General features: G+C 35.8%; 23 protein-coding genes and 1 pseudogene. 15 read left to right on the top strand and 9 right to left on the bottom strand.

Translation table 11 applies throughout. The annotated features are described in order from the left end of the window. Nucleotides 1–195: 195 nt before the first annotated feature. Complete coding sequence (locus RVS70_RS00245; RefSeq protein ID WP_281949012.1) at nucleotides 196–1,368, top strand: sensor histidine kinase; 1,173 nt, start codon at nucleotides 196–198, stop codon at nucleotides 1,366–1,368. Between the two features lie 4 nt (nucleotides 1,369–1,372). After that, nucleotides 1,373–2,032 carry a response regulator transcription factor gene (locus RVS70_RS00240; protein ID WP_321132374.1) on the top strand — a complete coding sequence of 220 codons (660 nt, stop codon included), beginning with the start codon at nucleotides 1,373–1,375 and terminating at the stop codon, nucleotides 2,030–2,032. Here RVS70_RS00240 and RVS70_RS00235 read toward each other — a convergent pair whose 3' ends face one another. Continuing rightward, the gene (locus RVS70_RS00235; protein ID WP_080668711.1) at nucleotides 2,033–2,173 is read right to left on the bottom strand and encodes an anti-repressor SinI family protein; all 141 of its coding nucleotides are present in this window, start codon (nucleotides 2,171–2,173) and stop codon (nucleotides 2,033–2,035) included. Nucleotides 2,174–3,084: 911 nt separating this feature from the next. On the opposite strand from RVS70_RS00235, the gene RVS70_RS00230 reads away from it, so the two are divergent. The 10 genes and pseudogenes from RVS70_RS00230 to RVS70_RS23340 form a co-directional block, all read left to right on the top strand. Beyond that, entirely contained in the window at nucleotides 3,085–3,999 is a 915-nt protein-coding gene (locus RVS70_RS00230) for a class I SAM-dependent methyltransferase (RefSeq protein ID WP_121605123.1), read from the top strand. Between the two features lie 416 nt (nucleotides 4,000–4,415). Then, nucleotides 4,416–4,892, top strand: coding sequence for a DUF6323 family protein (locus RVS70_RS00225; RefSeq protein WP_166530423.1), 477 nt, complete (start codon nucleotides 4,416–4,418; stop codon nucleotides 4,890–4,892). Beyond that, a complete protein-coding gene (locus tag RVS70_RS00220) occupies nucleotides 4,883–6,319 on the top strand; it encodes a DUF6179 domain-containing protein (RefSeq protein WP_026681973.1) in 1,437 nt (478 codons plus the stop codon). Before RVS70_RS00225 ends, RVS70_RS00220 begins: the two co-directional genes overlap by 10 nt. Before the next feature lie 716 nt (nucleotides 6,320–7,035). After that, a complete protein-coding gene (locus RVS70_RS00215; protein WP_321132373.1) occupies nucleotides 7,036–7,848 on the top strand; it encodes a DUF899 domain-containing protein in 813 nt (270 codons plus the stop codon). Nucleotides 7,849–8,551: 703 nt separating this feature from the next. Beyond that, a complete protein-coding gene (locus RVS70_RS00210; protein WP_026681971.1) occupies nucleotides 8,552–9,307 on the top strand; it encodes a DeoR/GlpR family DNA-binding transcription regulator in 756 nt (251 codons plus the stop codon). Next, nucleotides 9,304–10,221 (top strand): 1-phosphofructokinase, encoded by a 918-nt coding sequence (pfkB, locus tag RVS70_RS00205; protein WP_026681970.1) that lies wholly within the window; start codon nucleotides 9,304–9,306, stop codon nucleotides 10,219–10,221. The genes RVS70_RS00210 and pfkB overlap by 4 nt, the downstream gene beginning before the upstream one ends. Nucleotides 10,222–10,252: 31 nt before the next feature. Beyond that, nucleotides 10,253–12,121 (top strand): fructose-specific PTS transporter subunit EIIC, encoded by a 1,869-nt coding sequence (locus tag RVS70_RS00200; RefSeq protein WP_321132372.1) that lies wholly within the window; start codon nucleotides 10,253–10,255, stop codon nucleotides 12,119–12,121. 741 nt (nucleotides 12,122–12,862) lie between these two features. Beyond that, nucleotides 12,863–14,560 (top strand): FAD-dependent oxidoreductase, encoded by a 1,698-nt coding sequence (locus RVS70_RS00195; RefSeq protein ID WP_321132371.1) that lies wholly within the window; start codon nucleotides 12,863–12,865, stop codon nucleotides 14,558–14,560. A 402-nt stretch (nucleotides 14,561–14,962) separates the two neighbouring features. Further along, a complete protein-coding gene (locus RVS70_RS00190; protein ID WP_026681967.1) occupies nucleotides 14,963–15,361 on the top strand; it encodes a DUF3221 domain-containing protein in 399 nt (132 codons plus the stop codon). 310 nt (nucleotides 15,362–15,671) lie between these two features. After that, nucleotides 15,672–15,958 (top strand): annotated as a pseudogene (locus tag RVS70_RS23340) (arylamine N-acetyltransferase); the annotation flags it as partial. Nucleotides 15,959–16,423: 465 nt separating this feature from the next. On the opposite strand, the gene RVS70_RS00180 reads toward RVS70_RS23340, so the two are convergent. Next, entirely contained in the window at nucleotides 16,424–17,956 is a 1,533-nt protein-coding gene (locus RVS70_RS00180; protein WP_414617161.1) for an FAD-dependent oxidoreductase, read from the bottom strand. A gap of 136 nt (nucleotides 17,957–18,092) precedes the next feature. Here RVS70_RS00180 and RVS70_RS00175 point away from each other — a divergent pair, with 136 nt between their 5' ends. Both RVS70_RS00175 and RVS70_RS00170 read left to right on the top strand, forming a co-directional pair. Further along, the gene (locus tag RVS70_RS00175) at nucleotides 18,093–18,365 is read left to right on the top strand and encodes an acylphosphatase (RefSeq protein WP_414617160.1); all 273 of its coding nucleotides are present in this window, start codon (nucleotides 18,093–18,095) and stop codon (nucleotides 18,363–18,365) included. A gap of 80 nt (nucleotides 18,366–18,445) precedes the next feature. Beyond that, nucleotides 18,446–18,745, top strand: coding sequence for an RNA polymerase alpha subunit C-terminal domain-containing protein (locus RVS70_RS00170; RefSeq protein ID WP_026681964.1), 300 nt, complete (start codon nucleotides 18,446–18,448; stop codon nucleotides 18,743–18,745). Between the two features lie 53 nt (nucleotides 18,746–18,798). Here RVS70_RS00170 and RVS70_RS00165 read toward each other — a convergent pair whose 3' ends face one another. Then, nucleotides 18,799–19,038 (bottom strand): indolepyruvate ferredoxin oxidoreductase subunit alpha, encoded by a 240-nt coding sequence (locus tag RVS70_RS00165; RefSeq protein ID WP_021291327.1) that lies wholly within the window; start codon nucleotides 19,036–19,038, stop codon nucleotides 18,799–18,801. A gap of 193 nt (nucleotides 19,039–19,231) precedes the next feature. Here RVS70_RS00165 and RVS70_RS00160 point away from each other — a divergent pair, with 193 nt between their 5' ends. After that, nucleotides 19,232–20,422 (top strand): M14 family metallopeptidase, encoded by a 1,191-nt coding sequence (locus RVS70_RS00160; protein WP_321132369.1) that lies wholly within the window; start codon nucleotides 19,232–19,234, stop codon nucleotides 20,420–20,422. Here RVS70_RS00160 and RVS70_RS00155 read toward each other — a convergent pair. The 6 genes from RVS70_RS00155 to hemA form a co-directional block, all read right to left on the bottom strand. Beyond that, nucleotides 20,417–20,995: a histidine phosphatase family protein gene (locus RVS70_RS00155; protein ID WP_026681962.1), complete on the bottom strand. Its 579-nt coding sequence runs from the start codon at nucleotides 20,993–20,995 to the stop codon at nucleotides 20,417–20,419. The genes RVS70_RS00160 and RVS70_RS00155 overlap by 6 nt on opposite strands. 112 nt (nucleotides 20,996–21,107) lie before the next feature. Further along, on the bottom strand, nucleotides 21,108–21,314 hold the full coding sequence (locus tag RVS70_RS00150) for a DUF6501 family protein (protein WP_026681961.1): 207 nt from the start codon (nucleotides 21,312–21,314) through the stop codon (nucleotides 21,108–21,110). A gap of 54 nt (nucleotides 21,315–21,368) precedes the next feature. Continuing rightward, nucleotides 21,369–22,340 carry a peptide-methionine (R)-S-oxide reductase MsrB gene (gene msrB / locus RVS70_RS00145; protein ID WP_026681960.1) on the bottom strand — a complete coding sequence of 324 codons (972 nt, stop codon included), beginning with the start codon at nucleotides 22,338–22,340 and terminating at the stop codon, nucleotides 21,369–21,371. A gap of 68 nt (nucleotides 22,341–22,408) precedes the next feature. Next, nucleotides 22,409–22,954: a VrrA/YqfQ family protein gene (gene vrrA, locus RVS70_RS00140; RefSeq protein WP_321132368.1), complete on the bottom strand. Its 546-nt coding sequence runs from the start codon at nucleotides 22,952–22,954 to the stop codon at nucleotides 22,409–22,411. 483 nt (nucleotides 22,955–23,437) lie between these two features. Beyond that, nucleotides 23,438–24,367 carry a DMT family transporter gene (locus RVS70_RS00135; protein WP_026681959.1) on the bottom strand — a complete coding sequence of 310 codons (930 nt, stop codon included), beginning with the start codon at nucleotides 24,365–24,367 and terminating at the stop codon, nucleotides 23,438–23,440. After that, nucleotides 24,364–25,596: a 5-aminolevulinate synthase gene (gene hemA, locus RVS70_RS00130; RefSeq protein WP_121605114.1), complete on the bottom strand. Its 1,233-nt coding sequence runs from the start codon at nucleotides 25,594–25,596 to the stop codon at nucleotides 24,364–24,366. Before hemA ends, RVS70_RS00135 begins: the two co-directional genes overlap by 4 nt. Between the last annotated feature and the right edge of the window lie 51 nt (nucleotides 25,597–25,647).

Genomic DNA, 25,647 nt, shown 5'->3' with positions numbered 1-25,647 from the left:
TCTTTTTCGTCAGAAGAAGTAAAGGTCTGGATATCTAATTTTAATAACGAACTGATATCATAAAGGGAAACTTCCTTTTTTACAATATCAAATAAGGATAAAAGTTATGAAGTAAAAAAAATCAAATGTCATGAAGAGAGTGGAAAGTTTGATAACATGTTAGTAAGAGTCTAAGTCAGAAAGGGGAAGTGAATAATGAGTCAATCATTTGAAAAAAAGCTAGACCTTATTATTATCATTGGTTTAATCATAACTCTACCATTGCTTTCATTGGATCAGCAAGAACATTTCTTGCAAATTTATTTATTTACCATTCTGTTTATTATTACATACATTATCCGAAATTTTATTTTTCATGTTGATTTACATTCTCTTAAAGGAGGAATCATACTTTTTATCCAATTATTCATCGCTTTAGCTATTAATATTTATGACAATTCCTTCATTTCAGAAATATATTTACTAGTGCTAGTTGGTGAAGCAGCGATGCATCGAACAAAGCAATTTAGCATACCATTTAGTTTTCTTGCGTACACATTCTTTGTTATAGGTAGATTTATTAATTATCCATCGTTTGAATCGTTACATTTTATTATCCCAAAAAGCTTAGAGTTTGTTTCATTTTTTGCACTTAGTTACTTAGCAAAAATTATAGTCAATCAAAAACAGCAATTAGCAAAGGCGTACGAGAGTATAAAAAAAGCTGCTTTGTCATTAGAGGAAAACACGCTATTTGCAGAAAGGACCAGAATTTCTAGAGAAATCCATGATACAATTGGACATACATTAACAACAACAATCATGGGTGTTAAGGCCAGTAACAAATTGATAGATCATGACAAGAAAAAAGCAAAGCAACTGTTAAATGACATTCAAATTCAACTTCAAAATGGTTTAAATGATGTGCGAAAATCAGTAAAACTGTTAAATAATCAGCAGTCTTTCATTGAATTTCTACCAAGTATAACTTCATTACTAGAAGATACTATTGATCAAACTGGTATTACTATTGATTATCATATCGATGCCCCTAACCTACACATCAGCCCTAAACAAGAACTAGTAATTTATCGTGCTCTCCAGGAAGGTTTGACGAATGGTATTCGTCATGGCCCAAGTACGCATTTTGAATTCTTGCTATATAAAGAAGATTCCAACACAATTTTTAAGTTAATAGATAATGGAAGAGGTTTTGATATAAAACAAGCAACCCTAGGTTTTGGATTAATCTCTATGCAAGAAAGAGTGCGAGAATTAAAAGGTGAATGGTTAATTACATCACTTCCTAATAATGGTGGTACAGAATTAATGATTAGTCTCCCATCCATATCTCAATCTCAAAAATATGAAAACAAAAAATTGGGGTGATAAAGTGAAGCCTATTCATATTTTAATTGCTGACGATCAACCTATCTTTTGTGATGGACTTGCTGCTATTTTAGAAATTAATGACAATTTCCGAGTTATTGCAAAAGCTTACAATGGAAAAGAAGCGGTGGAAAAAGCAAAAGAATATCAGCCGGATATCGTGCTAATGGATATTAGAATGCCAAATAAGGGCGGACTTATTGCTACAAAAGAAATCAAACAAACCTATCCACATATAATTATCGTAATGCTAACAACATTTTCTAATGATGCGTACATTTTACAAGCAATTAAAAATGGTGCGAATGGTTATTTACTTAAAGATTCAGAGACTGATCAAATAATAAGATCCATTCGTGATAGCTTATCTGGCCAAATGATTATTCCTTCATCTGTACATTCCGTTTTAGTCGATCACTTAAATAATAATGATTATGACCAATCAACAGACTACCTATATTATCAATTAGCAGACAAAAATTTAGAATTCACTAAAACAGAATACCACATTTTGAAACTACTAATCTCCGGCAAAAAGAATAAGGAGATTGCGCAAGAATTATACTTATCCATAGGTACTGTTAAAAATTATGTTAGCCAAATTTATAAAAAGTTAGATGTACGTACGCGGACAGAAGCAATTTTATTACTAAAAGAATTATAATTAGTGCTTCATATTGTTGGATAATGAATGTTTGCGTAGAAACTGTCTGATCTCATCTTTCGTAATTCCGATATTCCTTGCAGTGATAATCAGCCAAAGCCATTCTATATCAAGATTTTCTCGCTTCTTTAACTGTTTCATTTTTTCAACTATCCTCCTCCGTTGTTCCTACTGATGTTTATTAGTTTAAAGAACAGGGAGGAGGTGTGGAAGATAACTATAGTCATGATTTTAGTCATAAAAGTCATTATTTAAAGAAGAAGAGCGAATATAGTAATATATGTCGGGATACTAAATTATGCGAACGATATTACTTAGAAATTTGGTACACTTCAATAATATTGACCTAAAAAGTCAAGCTCCTATACATCAAGACTTAACTCCAGTCAGACGAGGTGAAAAGATCAGATGTATTTAAACTACTTAATAGATTGACAATAATGTAATTAAAAGTAATTCATAAAGAACTAGTGACATTATTATCGGGGTGTAAGGGTCATATCCGTATTGACGATTTGAATTATCTATACTAAGGTATAAATGCCTCTTATCACAGCTAACAATAGTCCCTTCATAAACTTCTCCATCTATCGTTTGCACCCTAACTATCTTATTAACATGAAACCTGCATAAATTGTGTATTTGCTCACGAATCGATTGTAGGTGGGGGACAATGTTGGGGTCACCTCTATACAGAACTTGCATTTGTTGTGTATTACTAGGGGCTAGAAAGCTCAATGTTATACCTCCTCATTTATCTAAAATATTCCCTTTCATTGTATGCCTGCAACTATCAAGTAGTGAAAACAACTAATTTTAGACATTTTTTAAGACCATGGAATGGATAGACGTGTAAATGCTAGCGCTATAAATTATTGGGTCATCTTGTTATTTATGTAAAGCTTAGTTCTTTAAGTATCAATCGAGTTAAAAAACTTGACAAAAAAATTTAATTGTGCTATAATTTACTTTTATGAAATAAAATTATATAATAGAGTTCTCTTGGCCAAGGGAACTCTATTTTTTTGTTCAAAATAAAGGAGTGTATTTGTGTGAAGCAAGGTGAGTCAAGTTTAACTTCATTAATATCAGCGTTTGGCAGATCCTATCATAGTCAGTTTGATACCCCTAAAATCTTTAACGATTATATAGCAAAAGAGTTAATTTCGCAGGAAGAATTTAATAATATCAAAGAAAATATGGTACAAGGCATAGACTTCTTCAGCCATGATATCGCAAAAAAGTTTAAAGGGGATACAGAAGAAATATTAAAATGGATTACACAGGTTCAACTATCTCCAACACCCCTGGCTCGTGCCAGGTATTGTGAAAAGGTATTACTTAATGAAGCTATGTTAGAGTTAGAACAATACGTGATACTTGGTGCAGGTTTAGATACGTTTTGTTTTCGACATCCAGAACTGGAAAACACCTTAGAGATATTTGAAGTTGATTTTTCTACTACACAGGAATTTAAGAAAAAAAGACTGGATGAAGCTGGTTTTAAAGTTCCAAGTAATCTACATTTTGTTTCTATGGATTTTACCAAAGCATTCTCCGATCAACAACTAAGAAAGGAAGGATTTGATACTAAAAAAACTTTCTTTAGTCTTTTAGGTGTTTCTTATTATTTAACGAAAGAACAAATTTCAAATTTAATAAATAATTTATTCGCCAAAGTCCCGTCAGGAAGTTCCATAGTTTTTGATTATGCTGACGAAAAACTCTTTGAAGAAAAAGGCATCTTTAATAGGGTCGAAAATATGGTGAAAATCGCTGCAGCAAGTGGTGAACCAATGAAGTCATGTTTTTCTTATGATGAAATTGTGGGGATGTTAGAAAAATCCGGTTTACTTATTAATGAACATTTAGCACCCGATACAATTAATGAACTTTATTTTAACGATCGAAAAGACTATCTATCAGCCTTTGAAACCATTCATTACATGCATGCTATAAAAAAATAAAGCATATAAAAAGATACTTAATACCAGTTAAAAGGAAGTACCTATAAAGTGACTAAATACCTCTCAAGCAAGCTTTTCCTGGGAAATTTCCTGTTAATGGATATTTCCTGCCTTGCTTTTTCGAGAGCTACCTAAATAAAGGAATTTTCACCTTGGTATAGTTGCAAAGGTAAAGCTTTGACCCTGTTTTTATTACACAAAATGAGTTAAGAATTAAATAATAAGATATAAGCTATTCCTGCCACATCTGTACTTATAAACCAACGACGTTATTAAGACCTGGATATCTTCTTTATCGAAATCCCATATTAGCCTCTAGAAAAAAACTATATGACTAAAACACAACCTGAAGGTAATTCTTAACAACTTAGGTAAAAAAATCAAACCTTTTAACGGGTCTATAGGGGGAAGCGTCTATGAATTTATCTGATATTTTGAATTTCCAATTATTACCCAAGTCCAACTCAGTGATGGAACTACTCAGTTTAAATGAAAAAACTAAAGAACAAGGCTTGGTTCTCACACCAGATGATATAAAAACATTAGTTGTGTTCAGGAATAAAGTACTTCGTGACTATGCGAGAGTTGAGCTGGGCATTGAAGTGCTACAGGAGTTAATTAAGGTATTTTCTTCTTCCCCTTATATGGAAAAGGATCATTATGTTGATACACTTAATGAGCTCCAGGAGATTTTTTATTATCTTAGAAATGAAACAGAAGATAAGGTGGAGGACATAAAACTTATTATGAAGATGAACGATTATTTTAATGGATCCTGCGCAGGATCTGTAGAGCTATTAAGAAGTAAAATGGAAGAACTTGCAGAGAATTTCAAAAAGGACATGATGTGTCTTGATTCTTTATTTGAAGGTGATGAATCAGCGTGGGATTAGATAACACACAAGATTGTTCTCGCTCAGTTTCCAATATTATTATCGATCGATCTCGGTTAAAACGAAATAACTATATACTGTCTCTTCTGCAGGAAGGTCAGCGGGTGGGAGCGATTACCAGTAAGAAGGCTTATCAGATACAGGGTGAGATTATGCAGGTTCTGCAACAATTGATACGAAAGTATACTCAAGGGAAAAGTACGTCGGTGACATCGGAAACTGCGGAAGATATCATGGTATCTCTGATATACGCTATGGATGTATATGTCCTTCATTTTAACAACCCTGAAGAAGCTATTGTTCATTTAAATTTTGAGAGCATAAAGGATATACATGCTAAAGGTGTTGAATTACTTCGCCAATACTATGAGGACGCAAAGCAACTGTATCAAGAAATGAAAAAGATAAGATTAGCTGTGCCAGTGGATGCCTATAATATGACCATTGATGAATCATTACCTGTATTTATGAAACAGTATAATATTATTTTTGGGGCGCAAAATACAATGGCTAGTATCGACTATCCTTTAGCCATTGATGATATGCGACTTCAGGGTGTTATTTATATTAAACAATATTTAGAACGACTACGAATAGAGACAAAGTTCTGCCAATTTTTTAGTCATCAGGATTTAATGTATGTCTTAACGAATTTTGGGAAGATATACCACTTTAATTATCACGTAGAGCTATTTAACATATTTGAATTAATGGTAAACAATGCTGTTTTTTCACTTCTAGCTGGTAAGAAAGCCAGTCAAGTTAGAATCTCTGAAACTCAATATAAACAGTTAAACCGCATGTTAATAGCCTGTTGTGCAGATCAAAGATCTAAGTTGATTCATGAATCGATCAATCAGTTACAAAAAGAGCTACAAACGGATCAAGCACTTACCCATTATATTGATCTGTACCGTAATGAATTGGTTCAAAGGGTAAATAACGCAGCTAAAATCGGTAGTTTCGAGATAATGATTATTAGAGAAATCGAAGAGCACAAAAAACCAATGGTCTTAATGTTGAATGAGAATAATCGAATGAGTGATATTCAAATGCGGAATTTAGTAGATCGCATCACTGGAAGTGACAACACAGAAAAAAAAGTACAACTAATTCGAAGGTATTTTGTTTCACTGCATGATTACCTAGATTTACTAAATTCAGGATGTCTGTTTGCTGATGAATATGATGCGCTTTTTGATACCTTAGGTGATGTCGAACTAGCTATTTTAGCCAAAATCGTATTTTACGAGAAATTACGGGGGGATATTCGAGGTTTTCGATTCGTTGTTGCTGACGGTGTTGAAGCAGAGAGCGAGTGGGAAATGCATTATATTGGATTTATGCAGCAGTTGGATGGTGAGCGGATCGAAGCTGTTGAGCATCTTATCTACGATATTGATTATGAAGATCTATCATTTTATTGAGTAAAACCTATAGAATGAGGATGATTGTATAGACAGATACATCTAATCTTATTTTTGGAAGTTAATCTATATCAGTTATTCTCTTTATTTATAACAGCTTGGCTATCATTAAATTTAATCGTTATGTACAAAATATATATTTCATAAAGTGTACATTCAATCAGTGGGGGTTTTATTTATCCCCCGCTGATTGGTAGCACCAAAAGTGGATGACTCAAAGGCCTTTGAACCCATCAGACATTTCCTTGCAGTCGATCCCTCACTTACCAATAGTTTGAAGACGAGGTATTATTGCCAATTATCTGTGAGGTAACATATTTCATGTTGAAAAGAATAATGAGACATTTTTGCAATTTATTTTTTCAATAGTCATGGTAATAGATTGTCATAAGTTAATGCTGGGGGCAAAATACTATTTTTGCAAGCATAGCATTAAGTGCGCAATGTTTAACAAAGCAACTAACAAACAAGTATGAGCGTTTTCATAAGGACTTGATGATATTGTGTAAATGGCAATATTTTTCTATATTTAAAAGTACATCTATAGATTTGGAAGAAGCGAAATCAAATGATATTCGTATAGGCTAGACTTTTTAAGTTCTGTAATTTGGCTAAATAAAGGGAAAAGAAATAAGATTATATTTTTAGCAAATTAGAAGAAATCTGTAGTCATCATCTGCGTTAAACTGAAGAAAACAAAAAAGGGAGCAGATTATATGAAAAAAACGCAAAAGGATTTGCAACTACCACCTATTGTTTCACGAGATGAATGGCTTATCGCTCGTAAGGAATTGCTGGCAAAGGAGAAGGAGTTCACTATAGCGCGGGATAGACTGAATGCTATGCGTCGCCAACTCCCAATGGTAGAGATTAACAAGGATTATGTCTTTGATAGCCCGCATGGTAAAACAAGTCTGCTTGATCTGTTTGAAGGACGTCCGCAGCTGATTGTGCAGCACTTCATGTTCGACCCTGATTGGGAGGCAGGTTGTCCTGCTTGCTCTCTCGCTACGGACAACGTCGGTCATCTGTCTCACCTACATGCACGAAACACGTCACTGGCTATGATATCCCGTGCTCCACTCTCAAAGATCCAACATTATAAGAAGCGTATGGGGTGGGACATTCCTTGGTACTCATCCTTTAATAGTGACTTTAATTATGATTTCGATGCTACATTAGACGAATCTGTGACTCCAATTGAATACAACTATTTGACTAAAGAAGAGCTTATGGAAAAGGGCGTACCCCTCGATTCTGAACAGTCCATGGAAGTTCCTGGTTTCAGTTCCTTTCTTCGCAATGGTGATAGAATTTTTCACACGTATACCACTTATGCCCGTGGAACTGACATATTAATTGGAACCTTCAACTACCTCGATTTAACAGCTCTTGGTAGGCAAGAGGATTGGGAAGATCCATCTGGACGCAGTGATGGCAATGGGAAGACATGGCTTCGTCGTCATGACGAATATGAACACTCTTTGGAAATGAATGCTTGTTGTCCTTCAAAAAAGAAAAATCTATAATCCATGTAGTTCATCTATGTATATGAATAGTAGTTAACAGAGGAAGCGATAGATTTGGCTTGATAAGAGAGGTAGCTTGTTTTGCCTCAACGCAACGGGTTATGAGAAAAACAGAAACATCGGAGTTAAAATATATGATGGCCCAATAGATCACGTGTGATATATACGTATTTATCTCAAATGTTTTTAGATTACGGATGTCTCCGTTTTTGCACATTAGCTATAGGTAAGCAAAATGCTGTAATAATAAAATATGTAGAACACCTAAGCGACTTTTGAAGGAGTTACTCTACCAAAATGTCGCTTTTTTGGTGTGTCTAAATTTTGGAGTAGGGAGAGTGAAATTATAACATTATATACGCATATCCATTTACGGAGATACAAACAAAGTAAAGGGCTGGGTATGCAGAGAATCATTACCCAAATTTAGATGTGCAGTTAGAGAAAGAGGAAATTCAAATATCCGTTTTATCTGTGCTTTTGAATAAAGCTATATAACTAGGACTAAAAATAAAATAGAAAATTTATTGCTAAATGTCATCATAGCCACTGTTTGTAATCCTCTACTGACGAATGTCTCACCTTATATTACAAAAGCAGGAGGATTTTTATGATTGGTTTTGATCGTTTATGATTGACTATGAATGAAAATGATTGTATTATTTATATAAGCGATTAATTCATGAATAGAGGGATACTTATAATGTTAACGATCGAACGTCAAGAGCTAATCATTGGACTGTTGAAAGCGAAAGAGATCGTGTCTGTTCGTCAGATTTGCGAGTCAACAGGGGCATCTGAATCAACCATACGTCGTGATCTAACTGAATTAGAAAATAAACAATTGATCAAAAGGGTGCACGGCGGTGCTTCTCTGTTAAAGAAGAAGCTAGAAGAACCAACACTTTTAGAAAAGACAGCACAATTTCAAATAGAAAAAGAGGCGATCGCGAGTAAAGCTGCCACTTTTATTGAGGATGGAGATTCTATTTACCTAGATGCAGGCACCTCCACCATGCAAATGATTCCTTTGCTACAAGGTAAGTCAGTTGTCGTTGTCACAAACGGAATCCCACATGTACAGCTCCTTATTGAGTATGGAATCGAAACATATGTCATTTCAGGAAAGGCAAAAAAAGGGACGGCTGCCTTAATTGGAACAAAAGCGGTTGATGCCATCAAGGAATTTCGTTTTGACAAATGCTTTCTCGGTATAAATGGTATTCATGCAAGTCAAGGATTCACCACACCAGATCCTGAGGAAGCAAATGTTAAACAAGCCGCAATCAAGCAATCACAAGCAAGCTTTATATTAGCAGATCCAACAAAATTCGGAGAAGTATCCTTTGCAAGTGTAGCAAATATTGAAAACGCCACCATCATCACAACAGATGGGATATCAACAGAACAACATGAAAAGATTGCAAAATTAACAACTTTAGAGGTGGTGTCACAATGATTTATACCATAACCTTGAACCCTGCCGTTGACTATGTTGTAAAACTTGAATTAGTGGAGCAAGGAACAATTAATAGAAGTCAGGATGATTACAAAGAAGCAGGCGGAAAAGGTATTAACGTATCCCGTGTATTAAATCGCTTAGGAACAACAAGCACGGCTTTGGGCTTTGTTGGCGGTTTTACTGGAAAATTCATTACAGATTATTTGGAAGAAGTTGACATCGTCCATGATTTTGTCTCCTTACAAGAAGACACAAGAATTAATATAAAGCTAAAAGCTGGTAATGAAGAGACAGAGATAAACGGAAAATCACCTACCATCACAGAAAAAAACTACAACTCGTTTGTAAACAAGCTACGAGGCTTAACAACCGAAGATATTGTTGTGCTAGCAGGTAGCTTGCCAACCTTTCTTCCTGATGATACCTACCATTCCATCATAACAATGCTGAACGCACAAGGTGTTTCGGTCATTTTAGATACAAGTGGATTGGCTTTAGAGCAAGCTATCAAAGCAAGCCCAGCATTTATTAAGCCGAATAACTATGAACTTGCAGAGCTATTTTCAGAAAAAGCGGAAACAGATCAGGACATTGTTAGACTTGCGAAGAGATTACATGAAGAAAACCGAATTGATCATGTATTCGTATCGATGGCAAAAGAAGGGGCTATTTATGTAGGGGAAGCTGGAACCTTTAAGCTAAGTGCTCCAAAAGGACAAGCCATTCACTCTGTTGGTGCAGGGGACTCATCTGTAGCAGGCTTCCTTTATAAATGGCAGCAAACCACTAATGCTGTTGAAGCGGCTAGATACGCTGTTGCTTCAGGAAGTGCCACGGCATTTTCTAAGACATTGTGTACAAAGGATGAGGTCGAGAAACTATTAGCCGAGGTTCATGTAACAGCAATATAGAAAGAAACATCATCGAGAAGGGATGAGGTCTATGAATATCACAGAATTATTAAAGCAAGATATTATGATTTTGGAAGTGAAAGCAAACTCAAAAGAGGATGTTATTCAAGCAATGGCTGATCGCTTAGGTCAAGCAGGAAGACTGAATGACAAAGAAGCATATATCGAAGCAATATGGAATAGAGAAAAACAAAGTAGTACAGGGATTGGAGAGGGTGTTGCGATTCCTCATGCCAAAACGAGTGCCGTGAGGACACCCGCTATTGCCTTTGCTCGTTCGAGAGCAGGAGTAGAATTTGATTCATTAGATGCTCAGCCTGCCCACTTATTCTTTATGATTGCGGCAAGTGAAGGAGCAAATAATGATCATCTGCAAACATTATCCAGATTATCCACTTTATTAATGGATGAAGATTTCCGTAAAAGGTTAATGGAAGTGGAAACGGAGGAACAAATCATCAACATTATTGATGCGAAGGAAAAAGAAAAGCTAGGGAAAGAAGAAGAGGCTACTTCAACAAGCGGTCCTGAAATCCTTGCTGTAACGGGGTGTCCAACAGGAATTGCTCATACGTTTATGGCAGCAGATGCTTTAAAGGATAAAGCGGAAGAGCTTGGCGTTTCGATAAAGGTGGAAACGAATGGATCTGATGGTGTGCAAAATCGTTTAACAGAAGAAGATATTGCAAATGCGAAAGCAATTATCGTTGCCGCAGATACAAAGGTAGAATTGGAGCGTTTCGCCGGTAAGCAAGTGTTACAACGAGGAGTAACGGACGGTATCCGTAAACCGGAAGAATTAATTAACATGGCACGGAAAGGTGATGCACCTGTCTATCAAGGTGATAGAAATAACTCCAGTACTAGCTCTGGCGGAACAGGAAAAGGCTTCTATAAACATTTAATGAATGGTGTATCCAACATGCTTCCATTCGTTGTTGGTGGAGGGGTATTAATCGCTATTTCCTTCTTTTTTGGTATTCATTCTGCGGAACCAGACCACGCTACGTATAACGAGTTTGCCGCTGCATTAAAAGCAATAGGTGGCGATTATGCCTTTGGATTAATGGTAGCAGTACTAGCAGGTTTTATTGGAATGAGTATTGCAGATAGACCAGGTTTTGCCCCAGCTATGATTGGTGGTTTCATGGCCTCCATGGGTGGTGCAGGTTTTCTTGGTGGCTTAATTGCCGGTTTCTTAGGTGGTTATGTGGTTGTTCTAGTGAAGAAGCTGCTTGCGGGTTTACCGAAATCCTTTGATGGTATAAAAACGATTCTGTTTTATCCTGTTATCAGTGTTTTTGTTACAGGCTTACTCATGTATTTCGTTATCATTGAGCCAATTGCTTGGATCATGTCTGGGTTAGAAGGCTGGCTAGGAAGTATGTCCGGTGTGAACGCCATGCTATTAGGGCTTATTCTCGGTGGTATGATGGCCGTTGATATGGGAGGCCCTATTAACAAAACAGCTTTTACATTTGGAATCGCCATGATTGAAGCAGGAAACTTCGGCCCACATGCTGCAGTAATGGCTGGAGGTATGGTTCCTCCTCTAGCGTTAGCACTTGCGACAACCTTCTTCCGCAATAAATTCACACAGGAAGAACGAGATGCAGGGAAAACAAACTATGCCCTAGGTGCTTTCTTTATTACAGAAGGTGCAATTCCTTTCGCTGCGGCAGATCCAGGAAGAGTGATTCCTTCCCTTGTGGTAGGATCCTCGATCGCAGGTGGTTTAGCTTTACTGTTTGGAGTCGGTCTACCAGCACCTCATGGTGGTATATTCGTTATTCCGACAGTAGAAGGTAGCTGGCTACTGTATCTTGTAGCAATTGCAATAGGATCTATTGTCTCAGCATTAATGATTGGATTATGGAAAAAACCTTTAAATAAAAGTTAGGGAAGAAGCTGAGACATAGCCAAATTAAGCATCTCAAAACGATAAATTCTATTAAATAGTTATCTAGCTTTAAAGCGTTGGGTAACCCACTTTTCATCTAAACACGATCCAGAATTATAAACTTCCTTCTGTCAAAATAGACAGCGGAAATAAAAATTATGCTTAGGCGGCCTTTACTCTTTATTCCAAGGGGGTTAAGGCCGTTTATTTGTTATATTATAATTGACAACATACCTACAAGGGTATAATATAAGTTTAATAGATGATAATTACTCATTGAAACATGGGAACGATTGAATGATAGCGATCATTGGAGAATTAGAATAAAACGTATTGTAGGAAAGTTAAGAAGAATTTTAAGGGAATAAAGGCTGCAAAGCAGTTATTGCATCAAGAAATTTCCCCTTAAGATGGTTTCATTATTATCTCCAATGTAGTTGAATGTGTTTAAGATGCTGACAAACTGGTAAAAGCACTGGAACCTTAGAAAAAAATCTCTAAAAGACAGATAAACTACTGGTATTATCCCTCTTGGGTAGACATAAAAAAAGAGCGAATAGTATTACATTCTTAATAGTCTTTCTGGATTGAGTAGTTCCCGTGCTACATAATTAGTTAAAAACCTTAAAGTAATCGATATGATTGAAGAAGACGTCTTATAATTTTTTTGATAAAATAATACCCCATATAGTATTGCAAGAATTTCTCAGTTCCGTACTTTAATAGATAAGGAGTGGTATTATGGCAAAGAAAATTTTAATAGTAGGAGGAGTAGCTGGAGGAGCCTCAGTTGCTGCAAGACTAAGACGATTAGACGAGCGTGCAGAAATTATTATGTTTGAGAAAGGTCCACATATATCCTTTTCTAACTGTTCTTTACCTTATTATATAAGTGGCATTATTGAAGATAGCGAATCATTGGTATTATCAAGTCCAAAAACCTTTAAAGACCGCTATAATATCGAAGCAAGAGTTAATAATGAAGTCGTCGAGATTAAGCGCGATAAGAAATTGATTATAGTCAAAGATACAACAACTGATCACACCTACGAAGAACATTATGATAAGCTTGTTCTTTCTCCAGGTGCAGCACCTATTCGGCCAAATACAATAGAGGGAAGAAACCAGTTGAACGTATTTACGGTTCGAAATGTAGTAGATATCCAACGGCTTAATGCTTATGTGAAAGAAAATGACCTAAAAGATGTTGCCGTAATAGGTGGGGGTTTTATTGGAGTTGAAATAGCAGAAAATCTTCATTTAGCTGGTATCCATGTTTCCGTAATAGAATTTGCTAATCAAATCATGACACCATATGACTATGATATGGCACAAATCCTTCACAAGGAAATGGTGGATCATGGTATAAATTTAATAGTCAATGATGGATTAGCTAAAATTGGTAATAATTTTATCGAAACGCAATCTGGTAAACAAATCGATGCACAAGCAGTGGTATTAGCAATTGGCGTGAGGCCTGAAACAAAACTAGCGGAAAATGCTGGTCTTGCAATTGGTGAAACTGGTGCTATAAAAGTAGACCATAATTATTTAACAAGTGATACAAATATTTATGCAGTTGGAGATGCTATTGAAGTGTATCATCGATTATTGCATAAACCAACACGTCTTGCTTTAGCAGGACCTGCCCAAAAACAAGCAAGAGCTGTAGCAGATCATATTTGCGGTATAATAAATCGAAACTTAGGTGTGATAGGATCGTCCTCCATTCATTTGTTTGATCTAAATGCAGCAGCAACGGGATTGAACGTAAGAACAGCAGAAGATGCAGGGTTTAGCTATGATTCTGTTTATATCATGCCAGGCGACAAAGTAGGTTTAATACCCAACAGCAATGTTATGCACTTTAAGTTAGTATATGAAACACCGACAGGCAAAATTCTTGGGGCGCAAGCGATTGGTAAAGGGAACGTTGATAAACGAATCGATGTTATTGCAACGATGATTACTTTAAATGGAACATTAGATGATCTAAAAGATCTAGAATTGACCTATTCTCCAATGTTAGGCACAGCTAAGGATGTTGTAAATCATGCGGCACTAGTGGCACTAAATCAATTAAACGGAAAATATCGTGAAGTAAAAGTCTCTCAAGTTCGTGAACTAGTGGAGAATAGTGCATTCATTATTGATGCTCGTGAAAAAAATGAATATCATGCTGGCCATTTAAAAAATGCAATCAATATTCCATTAAGTGAATTTAGAAATAGGCTTGATGAAATTCCAAAAGATAAACCAGTTTATGTTCATTGTCGCTCAGGTCAACGTAGTTATAACATGGTAATGGCCTTACAAAACTTAGGCTTTACTAACGTATTTAATATATCCGGCTCCTATCTTGGTATTAATTTATATGAATATTTTAATGATCTCGTAACAGGCAGAGAGAAAATCGTAACAGAATATAACTTTAAATAGGGGTTACCATATCCAAAAAAAGAAGTTGTACATTTTAAGACCAGATAAAAATGTGGCAAATATTTACTAAATTTATTTATAATGAACGTAATTTATTGACATTGGTGTTATTTTCTCATTTCTTGAAAAGGTTTATTGGTATATTTGCGTATAAATTTAGTAAAGATTAAATACGATAAAATAATAAATGTCGATATATTCTATAAAGTAGTAACTACTCAGCTTCCTCACGGAGGCTTTTTTTAATTACTAGTCTGAAAAAATAATCTAGCATTATATCACATATTATAATATTTGTTACAAAACTGTTAAATTTTTGAATATATAGAGGTTTAAACATATTTAAATAGAAATATATAAACGTACGAAAAAAATATATTATAAAGGAGATCATTATTTATTATGTTTACAAAAAAACTAGTAACCGTAACAACTACTGTAGCACTAGGTTGTGGATTAACTGTTGGCATTACTCCCGCTTTTGCGGATTCTAATGAGGCTTCCGCGAATTATACAACACATACTACGATCAAGAAACAAGAACAAATACCCTTTACAGGTTATGTTATTTCAGTGGATGGTAATTATCTAGTTGTTGCAAATACAACTACAAAAGAAGAAGCACTTTCGTATCAAGATGATTGGTGGGAATTGGCTTCTCAAAATAAAATTTTAAGAGTTCCTATTTATGCTGAGGATCATTATCAATTAGGTGAAAAGGTAAATATACTCTCAGCAGGTTGGACTTTCTCCATTCCACCAATTGCTGTTATGCCTACTATTGAAAAAATTGCTGATTAAAACGTACCCTTAATAAAGATGTAAAGATATCTTTGTTTTAAGCTTCATTAAGTAGGAAGCCGATTTCTATTCAAATCGGCTTCTAATAAGTAGTGCGACACAGACACTGACATATGTCAAGTTGTATACCGTACATACTATTTGTCATATATTTAAACGCATATTTTTTCTGTAAATGGAAGGTGAGATATAGTGTTAACTGAATTACAAAAAAAGTTTTTCTCAAAATTACAAATTACACCAAAAGAAAATGTGAAATTTGAAGATTTACATACCATTATTTTACAAATAGTGAATTTATTTCCTTGTGAATACAGAAAAAGGAACGCATGTATTAGAAATGAAAAAAGGGAAGAATGGGGAAACCTCGCATTTTCTCGATTCAGACCTTACTGACACCTGGTCTATTGGTTATGCTTTTTATTTAAACGCGATTAATGACAAAAAAGTGAATTATATACAAAATATGGTAATAGAGCATCCTGAATCGCCAGTAAATAAGGGGAGTATTATTTGCAAATTAATTGATCACGGTCATATTGCACTAAGTTTTACAGAAATCTTGCATGGAAAGAAATCTAAAAAGAAATAACATAGCAACAATATCATCAAATACTTAAAAATAAATTTAATATTTTGTTAGACACGTAATTTTTGATACAAGAAAGATGCCAATTGTACAGTTTACGATGGATTCAAAAGCAATCAACTCCTCATGCAGAGGAGCAAATACAATTAGTAAATCGAAGATCTACGGCCGTAAATAAAGGATGTGCAATAGGAAATATATTAAAGAAAAAAGATGTTCAAATAGATTATGTGTGACAATTTGAAGTACGGAATTATACATGAACGACTTGCATGAGCAAACTCCAATTGTAATGAAAGAGAAGTTTCTTTTTTATATTTAGTTCATTTGAAAATTCTAGTTTACATAATATATATTATAGGAAGTTAGTGATAAAATTTATTTTCCATCTCATAAACTAAGTATTGTTAAGATAGTGAGATATTAAATAAAATCGCTATGAGATCCAATAGCGATTTTATTCAGTTTCTAACTCAATTTAATTTAGATGGATCAATTTGTTTTAAAGGCTGTTTTGCTGGCCCATCGATCACTTCTCCTGAATAGGAAAATCTGGAACCATGGCAAGGACAATCCCACGTGCGCTCAGCAGAATTCCATTCAACCTCACAGCCTAAATGCGTGCATGTTGTATCAACAGCGTGCAAATTATTTTCAGTATCTTTATATACACCCGTACGATTTCCATTAATTCGTGTTACAGTTGCTTGGTCTCTAGCCAATTCAATCGAATTATTTCTAGTATTATCAAGCTTTCCCTGAATCATATGCTTTGCTACATCTGCATTCATTTGTGCGAATTTTCGAATGGATGGATCTGCTTTAAACCTTAACGGTGTAAATAATTCGTGATATGGACTTGACTGCTTCAAGATGTAATCGCTAATTATTTTTGCAGCAACCGTACCATTAGTCATCCCCCACTTACGAAATCCGGTTGCAACAAAAACCGCGTCTTCTGATTTTTTAATAGGCCCTATATAAGGAACTTTGTCTAAGGTAGTTATATCCTGTGCCGACCATCGATATTTTATCTGATCCACATGAAAATATTCTTCTGCAAACGTTTGTAATGCTTTAAAATGACTACGTGTTGATTTCCCTTGTCCAGTTTTATGATTTTCGCCACTAATTAGCCATAGGTCTTCCCCATTCCACTTGGTTGATCGTACCGATCTTGTTGGTGACTCCGCATTAATATACATCCCACCTGGAAACGGTTTATTTGATTGTATAGCTAGTATATAAGCTCGTTCCGTATACATTCTAGCAAAATAAAAGCTATTTCGGTCATAAAAAGGGAAATGAGATGCACAAATAACCTGTTTACACTTGATCCGATGTCCTCTTTTAGTCACGATAGATGGATATTTATTATATTCAACATCGATAGCTGTCGTATGTTCATAAAATTGTACGCCAAGCTCCTTACACGCATGAACCATCTTATTTAAATATTTTAATGGATGAAATTGCGCCTGATTTTTCATTTGCAGAACAAACTTAATTGGAATGTCTAGTGGCATTTCCTTTGACCATTCATGTTCGATATTTAACTGGTCATACGCCTGCTTTTCTTTCTCTAAATCCAACTTCCATTGATCAGAATTTGTATATATATAAGCATCTTCTTTTTTGTAATCACAATCAATATCCAGCTGTTTTATCGTATCTTCAATAAATTGTTTAGCCTCCATCATAGCTTTATAATACAATTTAGCCTTATCAAAACCAAAATGCTTGATTAATTCATCATAAATTAATCCGTGTTGAGCAGTAATTTTAGCAGTAGTATGACCAGTTGTGCCATTTACGATTACATCTGCATCAATTAGTGTTACGTTGATGTTTTGCTTTGCTAAAATATATGCAGCAGTAATTCCGGTAATGCCGCCACCAACAATTCCAACATCTGTATGTACAGATGATTCTAACGTTGGAAAGCTCGGTAATGATGTTTCTCTCCAAAACGAATGTGATTCAGGAGGCATCTGTGTTTTCGTCAATATTCCCACTCCTATTGCTTAGTTATCTATAGTATTAACCTACCTACTCCTTTTTATTTAACTCTATTCAGTTAATGATGATATAATTAAGTGTATAATTTTCATGTAAGGATAAATGTTACGTGAGGTGATGATATTGAGGACACATGCTATCATAAGTGGACGAGTACAAGGAGTGGGTTTTCGATATACCGCTAAACAAAAAGCTGATGAATTAGGAGTAACTGGTTGGATAAGGAATAATGAGGATGGTACAGTCGAATTAGATGCTGAAGGTAACATGGATCAAGTAGATCAGTTTATTCAAGCATTGAAAAACGGATTAACACCTGTTATTCGCGTTGAGCAGATTGATCAGACGTCAACTCATAAAAATTATGGTTATAGAAACTTTTCTATTAAAAACTAATATAGATAATCCATTTAGCAAATAATGAATACGATAACATTTACCTGACAAGCAATTACCGTTAAAAGGGGGATTAACAGATGACGACCCGTTCTAAAGAAACGCTTAGGACATGTAGCAATGGCCATACATACTATAAAAGTTCAGATTGTGCTAGCTGTCCTATTTGCGAGGCAGAACGAGCACCACGTACAGGATTTCTATCACGTCTTGTAGCACCAGCAAGGAGAGCACTTGAAAATGAACACATTACTACACTAGAAACACTTTCTGATTATACGGAGCGCGAAATTCTAAAGCTACATGGCATAGGTCCAAGCAGTATACCTATACTTAAACGTGCATTAGAGGAAGCAGGCTTGTATTTCAAGGATTCATGATATGTCAATTGAAAACAAGCCGTCCTACAAATACATAGGATACGGCTTGTTCATTATTGTTCTTCAAAAAACTTACGATTTAATGCAATATATTCATTTTCTTCTTCTGGTACTTCATCTTCCATGTAAATGGCCTCAACAGGACAAACAGCTTCACAAGCTCCACAATCAATGCAAATATCTGGATCGATAAAGAACATGTCTTTTCCCTCTTCTATACAATCAACAGGACAAACTTCTACGCATTCTCCTGCTTTTTCATCTTTACAAGGTGATGTAATAATAAATGCCAAGTTTCTCTCCTCCTTCTTCCGATCAGTAAACTCATTACAAAATAGCTTATGATGTAATTGTTATTATAACGCATATAAGTTGAAAAATAAAAGTAATATTGTTGAATTTCCTATGGATTATTCCATCATTCTACACATTTTTCACTAATATAAACATATGATTTAGTATTCGTTCTATTAGGGAGAGAATACGATGGAAATTACTGTTCGCCAAGGGGATACTTTATGGTACTATAGCCAGCTGTTTGGTATTCCGCTACCACTAGTCGAAGATTCAAATCCTGGGGTAAATGTAAACCAGCTCCAACCCGGCATGCAAGTATTGCTACCAGGATACCGTACGATCACTTACTCTATTCAGCCAAATGATTCATTGTGGACAATAGCAATAACCAATAATATACCTGTAGATAGTATTGCTTTATTGAACCCAACGATCCAACCGATGAATTTACAAATCGGAAAAACCATTCTACTTCCAGAGAAAGTTAGATCCGCGATTATTACAGATTTAAACAAGTATACGTATGAAAAGTTTCAACAGGATTTACATAACTTACAAGCTATTTATCCGTTTATGTTTCAACAATCCATTGGGAAGTCTGTAATGGGAAAGGAAATTGTAGAGTTGCAAATTGGAAGAGGTTCAAACGACGTTCATTTAAACGGCTCCTTCCATGGAAATGAATGGATAACTACTTCTGTTATTATGAAATTCATTAATGAGTATGCACTATCGCTAACCAATCACAATCCCATTCGTGGCAGATTCACTCTACCTTTATACCAAACGACTCAACTATCCGTAGTGCCAATGGTAAATCCTGATGGAGTTAATCTCGTTATTAATGGAGCAAAAGCTGCAGGAGATTATGAAACAAAAGTATTAGAAATGAATCATCAAAACACTAATTTTTCAAATTGGAAAGCAAATATTAAAGGAGTGGATTTAAACAAACAATATCCTGCACGTTGGGAAACAGAAGTAGAGAGAAAACCAACTTCACCTCAACCACGAGATTTCCCAGGTTATGCACCCATGACTGAGCCGGAAGCAATAACAATGGCAGATTTGGCCAATGAAAGGAATTTCTCCATTGTCAATGCTTTACATACACAAGGTGAAGAAATTTATTGGGGGTTTGAAGGACTTGAACCTCCTGAATCTGAACAAATTGTTAATGAGTATGCACGTGTCAGTGGATACCTTCCTGTGCAATATATTGACAGTTATGCAGGCTATAGGGATTGGTTTATCCAAGAATTCAGAAAGCCTGGTTTCACAATTGAATTAGGTACGGGTGTTAATCCATTGCCGTTTGAACAATTCCCTGAGATATACGAGGAGACATTAGGAATTTTATTAGCAAATCTTTACCTATAAATCTGATTTCCAATCCACTTGTACTGGTCGGACTATTTGTCTTCCTAATTGCAATGTGTAAACATCAGGATTTTGCATTGCTTTCCATGTATCAAAACCAAAAGCTTGATCATATCGGTGAAGTAATAGAGAAAGTAGATTTCCATGACTAACAATAACAATATTACGAAAAGTTGTCGATTTCATCTGATCAATCACTTCATGCGCACGCTCAATTGCATCATTGGAGGACTCTCCACCAGGTAGTGAAAAATCCAACTCTTGAAACGAATGTTCCAGGACATCTAGCCAATCGTCTATTGGATCTTCACTTAATATTCGTTCTTTTAACCGCTCGTCAACATGTATTGTAAGTTGAGCTTTATTTGCAAAGGGCTTAATACTATCGACTGCTCGTAGATAAGGGCTAGAAATAATATGATCAATTTCCTCATCTAAATTCGAAAAGAATTCAGCTAGCTGATTTGCTTGTTGTAAACCATTCGTTGTTAATGGAGAGTCTCTATGTTGACCATGAGCTGAACAATGTCGCACCAAATAAATCTTTTTTTCTGTTAAATTTGCTTGTTCCATTCATTACCCTCCATTTAAAACAGAATAGTATGATAACACCAATTATCTTTAGTATACCATTTTTTATGAAATATTAGTATTCATGTATAAAAATAACAGGGAAATTCCCCTGTTATTTTACCTCTTCAAAGTATTCTTTTCTAAATCCAGCAATTCGTTCACTGTTGTCAATGATAAAGTAGAATTCATCCGTCTCATTCTTTACATCATATACTTTTCCTGGTGTGAGCTTATTGTCCACAATAAATTTCTTTGCATCAGCATGTACGCATTTTAGTCGTTTGATTGTCTCTCGTTCTTCCCAATTTAGATGAATCATAATCGTTACTCCCCTTTTTAAGTTTACATAATATTTATATTGTCAACTTGTCGTTTACTCGAACAAACGTAGATATTCCTCATACCCTTCTTCCCTTAGCCTGTCCTTAGGTATAAATCGCATGGCTGCGGAATTTATACAATATCGAAGTCCGCCTTTATCCTTTGGACCATCCTCAAATACATGACCTAAATGGGAATCCGCGGTTTTACTTCTTACTTCCGTTCTTACCATTCCATGCGTCGAATCTATTTCCTTTTTCAACTGATACAAATCAATGGGCTTGGTAAAGCTTGGCCAACCACATCCCGCATCATATTGATCCGTAGAAGAAAACAGGGGTTCCCCAGAAACAATATCTACATAAATCCCTTCCTCTTCATTATTCCAGTATTCATTTTGAAATGGTCTCTCTGTTCCATTTTCCTGTGTTACATGGAATTGAATGGATGTTAATTGTTTTTTTAACTTACTTTTATCAAGTTTATTTCGCCAGTTTTTCTTTATGAAATCCTCCCTACCCGATCCTTTTTTATACAATCTATAATGAAAGGATTGCTTTTTATAATAATCTTGATGCTCTTCCTCAGCTGGATAAAATGGCTTTGCAGGAAGTATTTTGGTGACGATTGGCTTTGAAAATCTTCCGCTATTTTCTAATTCTTGTTTAGATGCTTCGGCTATCTGCTTTTGCTCATCAGTATGATAGAATATAGCAGTTTGATATGATTCTCCACGATCATGAAACTGACCATAAGGATCTGTAGGGTCGATTTGTTGCCAGAATGTTTCAACTAACTTTTTATATGGCATTATAGATGAATCGAACTCAATTTGTACAGCCTCCACATGGCCAGTTGTATTGGAGCAAACCTGTTCATAAGTAGGATTTTCTACGGTGCCACCAGTATAACCCGATGTTACGCTGATAATACCAGGACGTTCATCGAATGGCTCGACCATGCACCAAAAGCAACCCCCAGCGAAAGTCGCAAACTCTTTCGTTGTATTACGCACATATATCATTCCCTTTTCAGCATTTTCTTCTATTTTTCCTTTTATAGAAGAAAAAATCAAGCTGGGAGCCTTAAAAATTAAATAAACAGCTTCGGAACAGACTGACCAGGCTGTGAATTTCGCTCGGAAACGCGATCCGTTGATGTCAGTTGTAATGCATCTTCTGACAGTTCTGCACTACTTTCGATAAGGGAATCCTCTTCGGTAGACTGTTCATCAGAATCATTTTGATTACCATCTCCACTTTCCATTGAATTGAATGCTTTCATCATTCTATACATAGCAGGTAAATTTTTCACCATAGGCCCATATTCTTGCACGATCGGTGCAGCACTTTGCACCGTTTTTAAAACTTGTTGAACATTATTTAATGTTCCAGACAGACCACCTACCCCATTGCTTAAAAATCCAGCACCTGTTCCAGCAGCAGATTGCGGTCGTAAAAAGCTAAGCAGATTTCGTAAATTGCCTCCTCCGGCTTGTTGAGCTCCAGGTATGGATGCCCCTGGAAACCCCCTTCCTGGAAAAGCTCTCGGAAATTGATTACCGTACATCATATTTCCTGGATTTACTTGCTGCATATTAAACGGAAAATTACCTGGCTGATTAGATGGAAATACCATATCATTACCCCCTATACCTAACTAAATCATTTATAGTATTGTACGTAAACCCAGAAAAAAGGTGTAGGCGGTAGTTCTTATAGAACTGTATATCATACATATGAGTGAAATATTTCCCGGGCAACCGCACAAACTAACATGTTTCCCTAAATCCAGTGCCATTTTTGCCGAATTCTGGTTTATTTACTGAAATAATAAATATTAAACAAACGTTTGATTAAAATACCGAACTGGAGGAAAACCATACAGTTCCATGCTAGTATTAGCGTAAATAGGAGGAAGCTAGAAAACCACATACGCTTATCATTATATTATCTAACAACGAAAAAGCTTTAGTTATTCCTTATATATAGATGAATATCGCACTCAATCCAGCCAATCAGCTACACAGTATAAACTCTAACTTTTGGGGTAACCACCTAATTATTTTAAAATAATTATCTTTCGTTTATTAACAATTTAGGAAATTATAAAATCAGCTCATTAGTTTACTTTTTTATCAGAGTATAACTGATGCTGTTTAACTTTTTTATCACTTCTATTAGAAGGAAAGCGAAGCCCCATTGCGATTGCAGCGCCAATACAACCGAATAGACATCCAAAAAATAAGTATAAAGTTGGTTGGGAGTCCCCGATTATTACGGAGGCAATCCCTCCGATAGCAGGAAAAAGAGCTACCATGTAGCTGCTTAAGGACGCTCCGATTCGTTCTACAAGTTTAAGGTAGAACATCCATGCAACAAAGGACGCAAAAACTGTTAACCATACCAATGCACCAAGATAAGAAATTGATGTTGGGAGGTAGAAATCCTGACCTTGGAAAGTACAAATAATAAATAATAGGAGTGCTGCTACTACTCCACCGAAACTATTTGAGTAGACAGGATTAATTCCTCGGTTGGCATTTCGTGCTGAACTTGCATCACCTACCGATGTTAATAAGGTACCGAGTAATGCGACACCTACCCCTTTTAATTGAGCAAGATTAAATTGCTCGGATAAAAGAGGATAAATAACAATACATACTGCAATCATACCAATTATTCCACCTATAAGTATTCTAAGGTGTAACCTCTCCCCTAGAAATACGCGCAATGCAATAGGAGTCAATATAGCTTTCATAGAAAACATAAGAGTCACCAGCGCTGCAGAACTCCAGATTGTGCCATAATATAATAAAAGATAACTCAAAGCAAAGTTACAAGCCCCAAATATAATAATGGGTAAAGTATCCCTGCGTGAAGGTCGGCCAGATGGCCGATACAAACAAGCCAGGATAACAAATAACAACGCAGCCCCTGCAATACGGTAGGTTAATGACACTTCAAGACTGATAGGTGTACCTTGAATTTTAACAGCTATAAAGTTTAACCCCCATACAAGGAGACAGAAAATGTACATAAAAATAGTCATTGCATAGTCACATCTGACTGTTCCACAAACACAATATCAAAATGATTAAAAACCTCAATCAAAGCATCTTTTAATTGTAAGATTTGCTCCTCAGTATGATTAGGAGTAACGTTAACACGAAAGCGCTCTGTTCCGACAGGAACGGTTGGTGAGTTAATAGGCTGTAAGTAGACACGATGCCTTTCTAGTAAGCGCTTTGCCGCATCCTTGCACTTTTGAGCTTCACCGATTAAGACAGGGAGGATATGAGTTTCACTAGATTTCATTATAGGGATGCCCGCACGATTGAGTTCCTCTCTCAATATTTTCGTCTTTCTATGTAAAACATCTCTCTCATGATTTGATGCTTTTAAATGCTCAAGACTGGCATTACAAGCTGCCACAATAGATGGGGGCAAAGATGTAGTAAAAATGAACCCGGATGCAAAAGATCGAATGACGTCAATTATCTCATTTGATGCAGCAATATACCCACCTATAACACCAATTCCTTTCGCCATAGTTCCTTGAATTATATCAAGACGATGTTCTATTCCTAATTCCGCAGCTTTCCCCGCTCCTCTTGGACCATACATACCGATAGCATGGACCTCATCGATAAATGTTAAAGCATTATACTGTTCTGCAAGGTCGCAAATTTCTTTAATTGGAGAGACATCTCCGTCCATGGAATAAACGGATTCAAAAACAATAATTTTTGGTTGATCAATTGGCTGTTCTACAAGTAGTTCTTCTAAATGACTCACATCATTATGTCGGAAAACTGCACAGGCAGCCTTAGTACTACGAATTCCATTAATGATTGAAGCATGATTAAGTTCGTCAGAAAATATGGTGCAGTCCGGCAACAGACGAAGTAAGCACTGTAATGTGGCATCATTTGATCCATAGCCTGTTGGAAAAACTAACGCTGCCTCTTTGTTGTGCCAATCCGCAAGTGACGATTCTAACCTATTATAATGTTTATGGGTTCCTCCTATGTTCCTCGAACCACCTGAGCCTACCCCGAACAACTGGATAGCTTCCTGAGCAGCTGCGGTTACTAGGGGATGCTGAGACATACCCAAATAGTCGTTACTACACCAGACAACAACGGATTGATCATTCTTTTTACCACTTAACGTAGCCAGGGGATATTGACCGCGTATTCGATTAATAGTAACGAATTCACGATATTGTCCACTTTCTTTTAGTAATTGAATTTTGTTTTTCAATAATTCAGCGTACATAACAAGTCCTCCTTCTTAATCTCTAGTAAACTCAATGTTAATTAGAACTCT

It is taken from the genome of Virgibacillus sp. M23, assembly GCF_034190895.1.
GTDB lineage: Bacteria > Bacillota > Bacilli > Bacillales > Amphibacillaceae > Virgibacillus > Virgibacillus salarius.
Note: the sequence above shows the minus strand (reverse complement) of the source record. Positions and strands in the feature narration are given on the sequence as shown.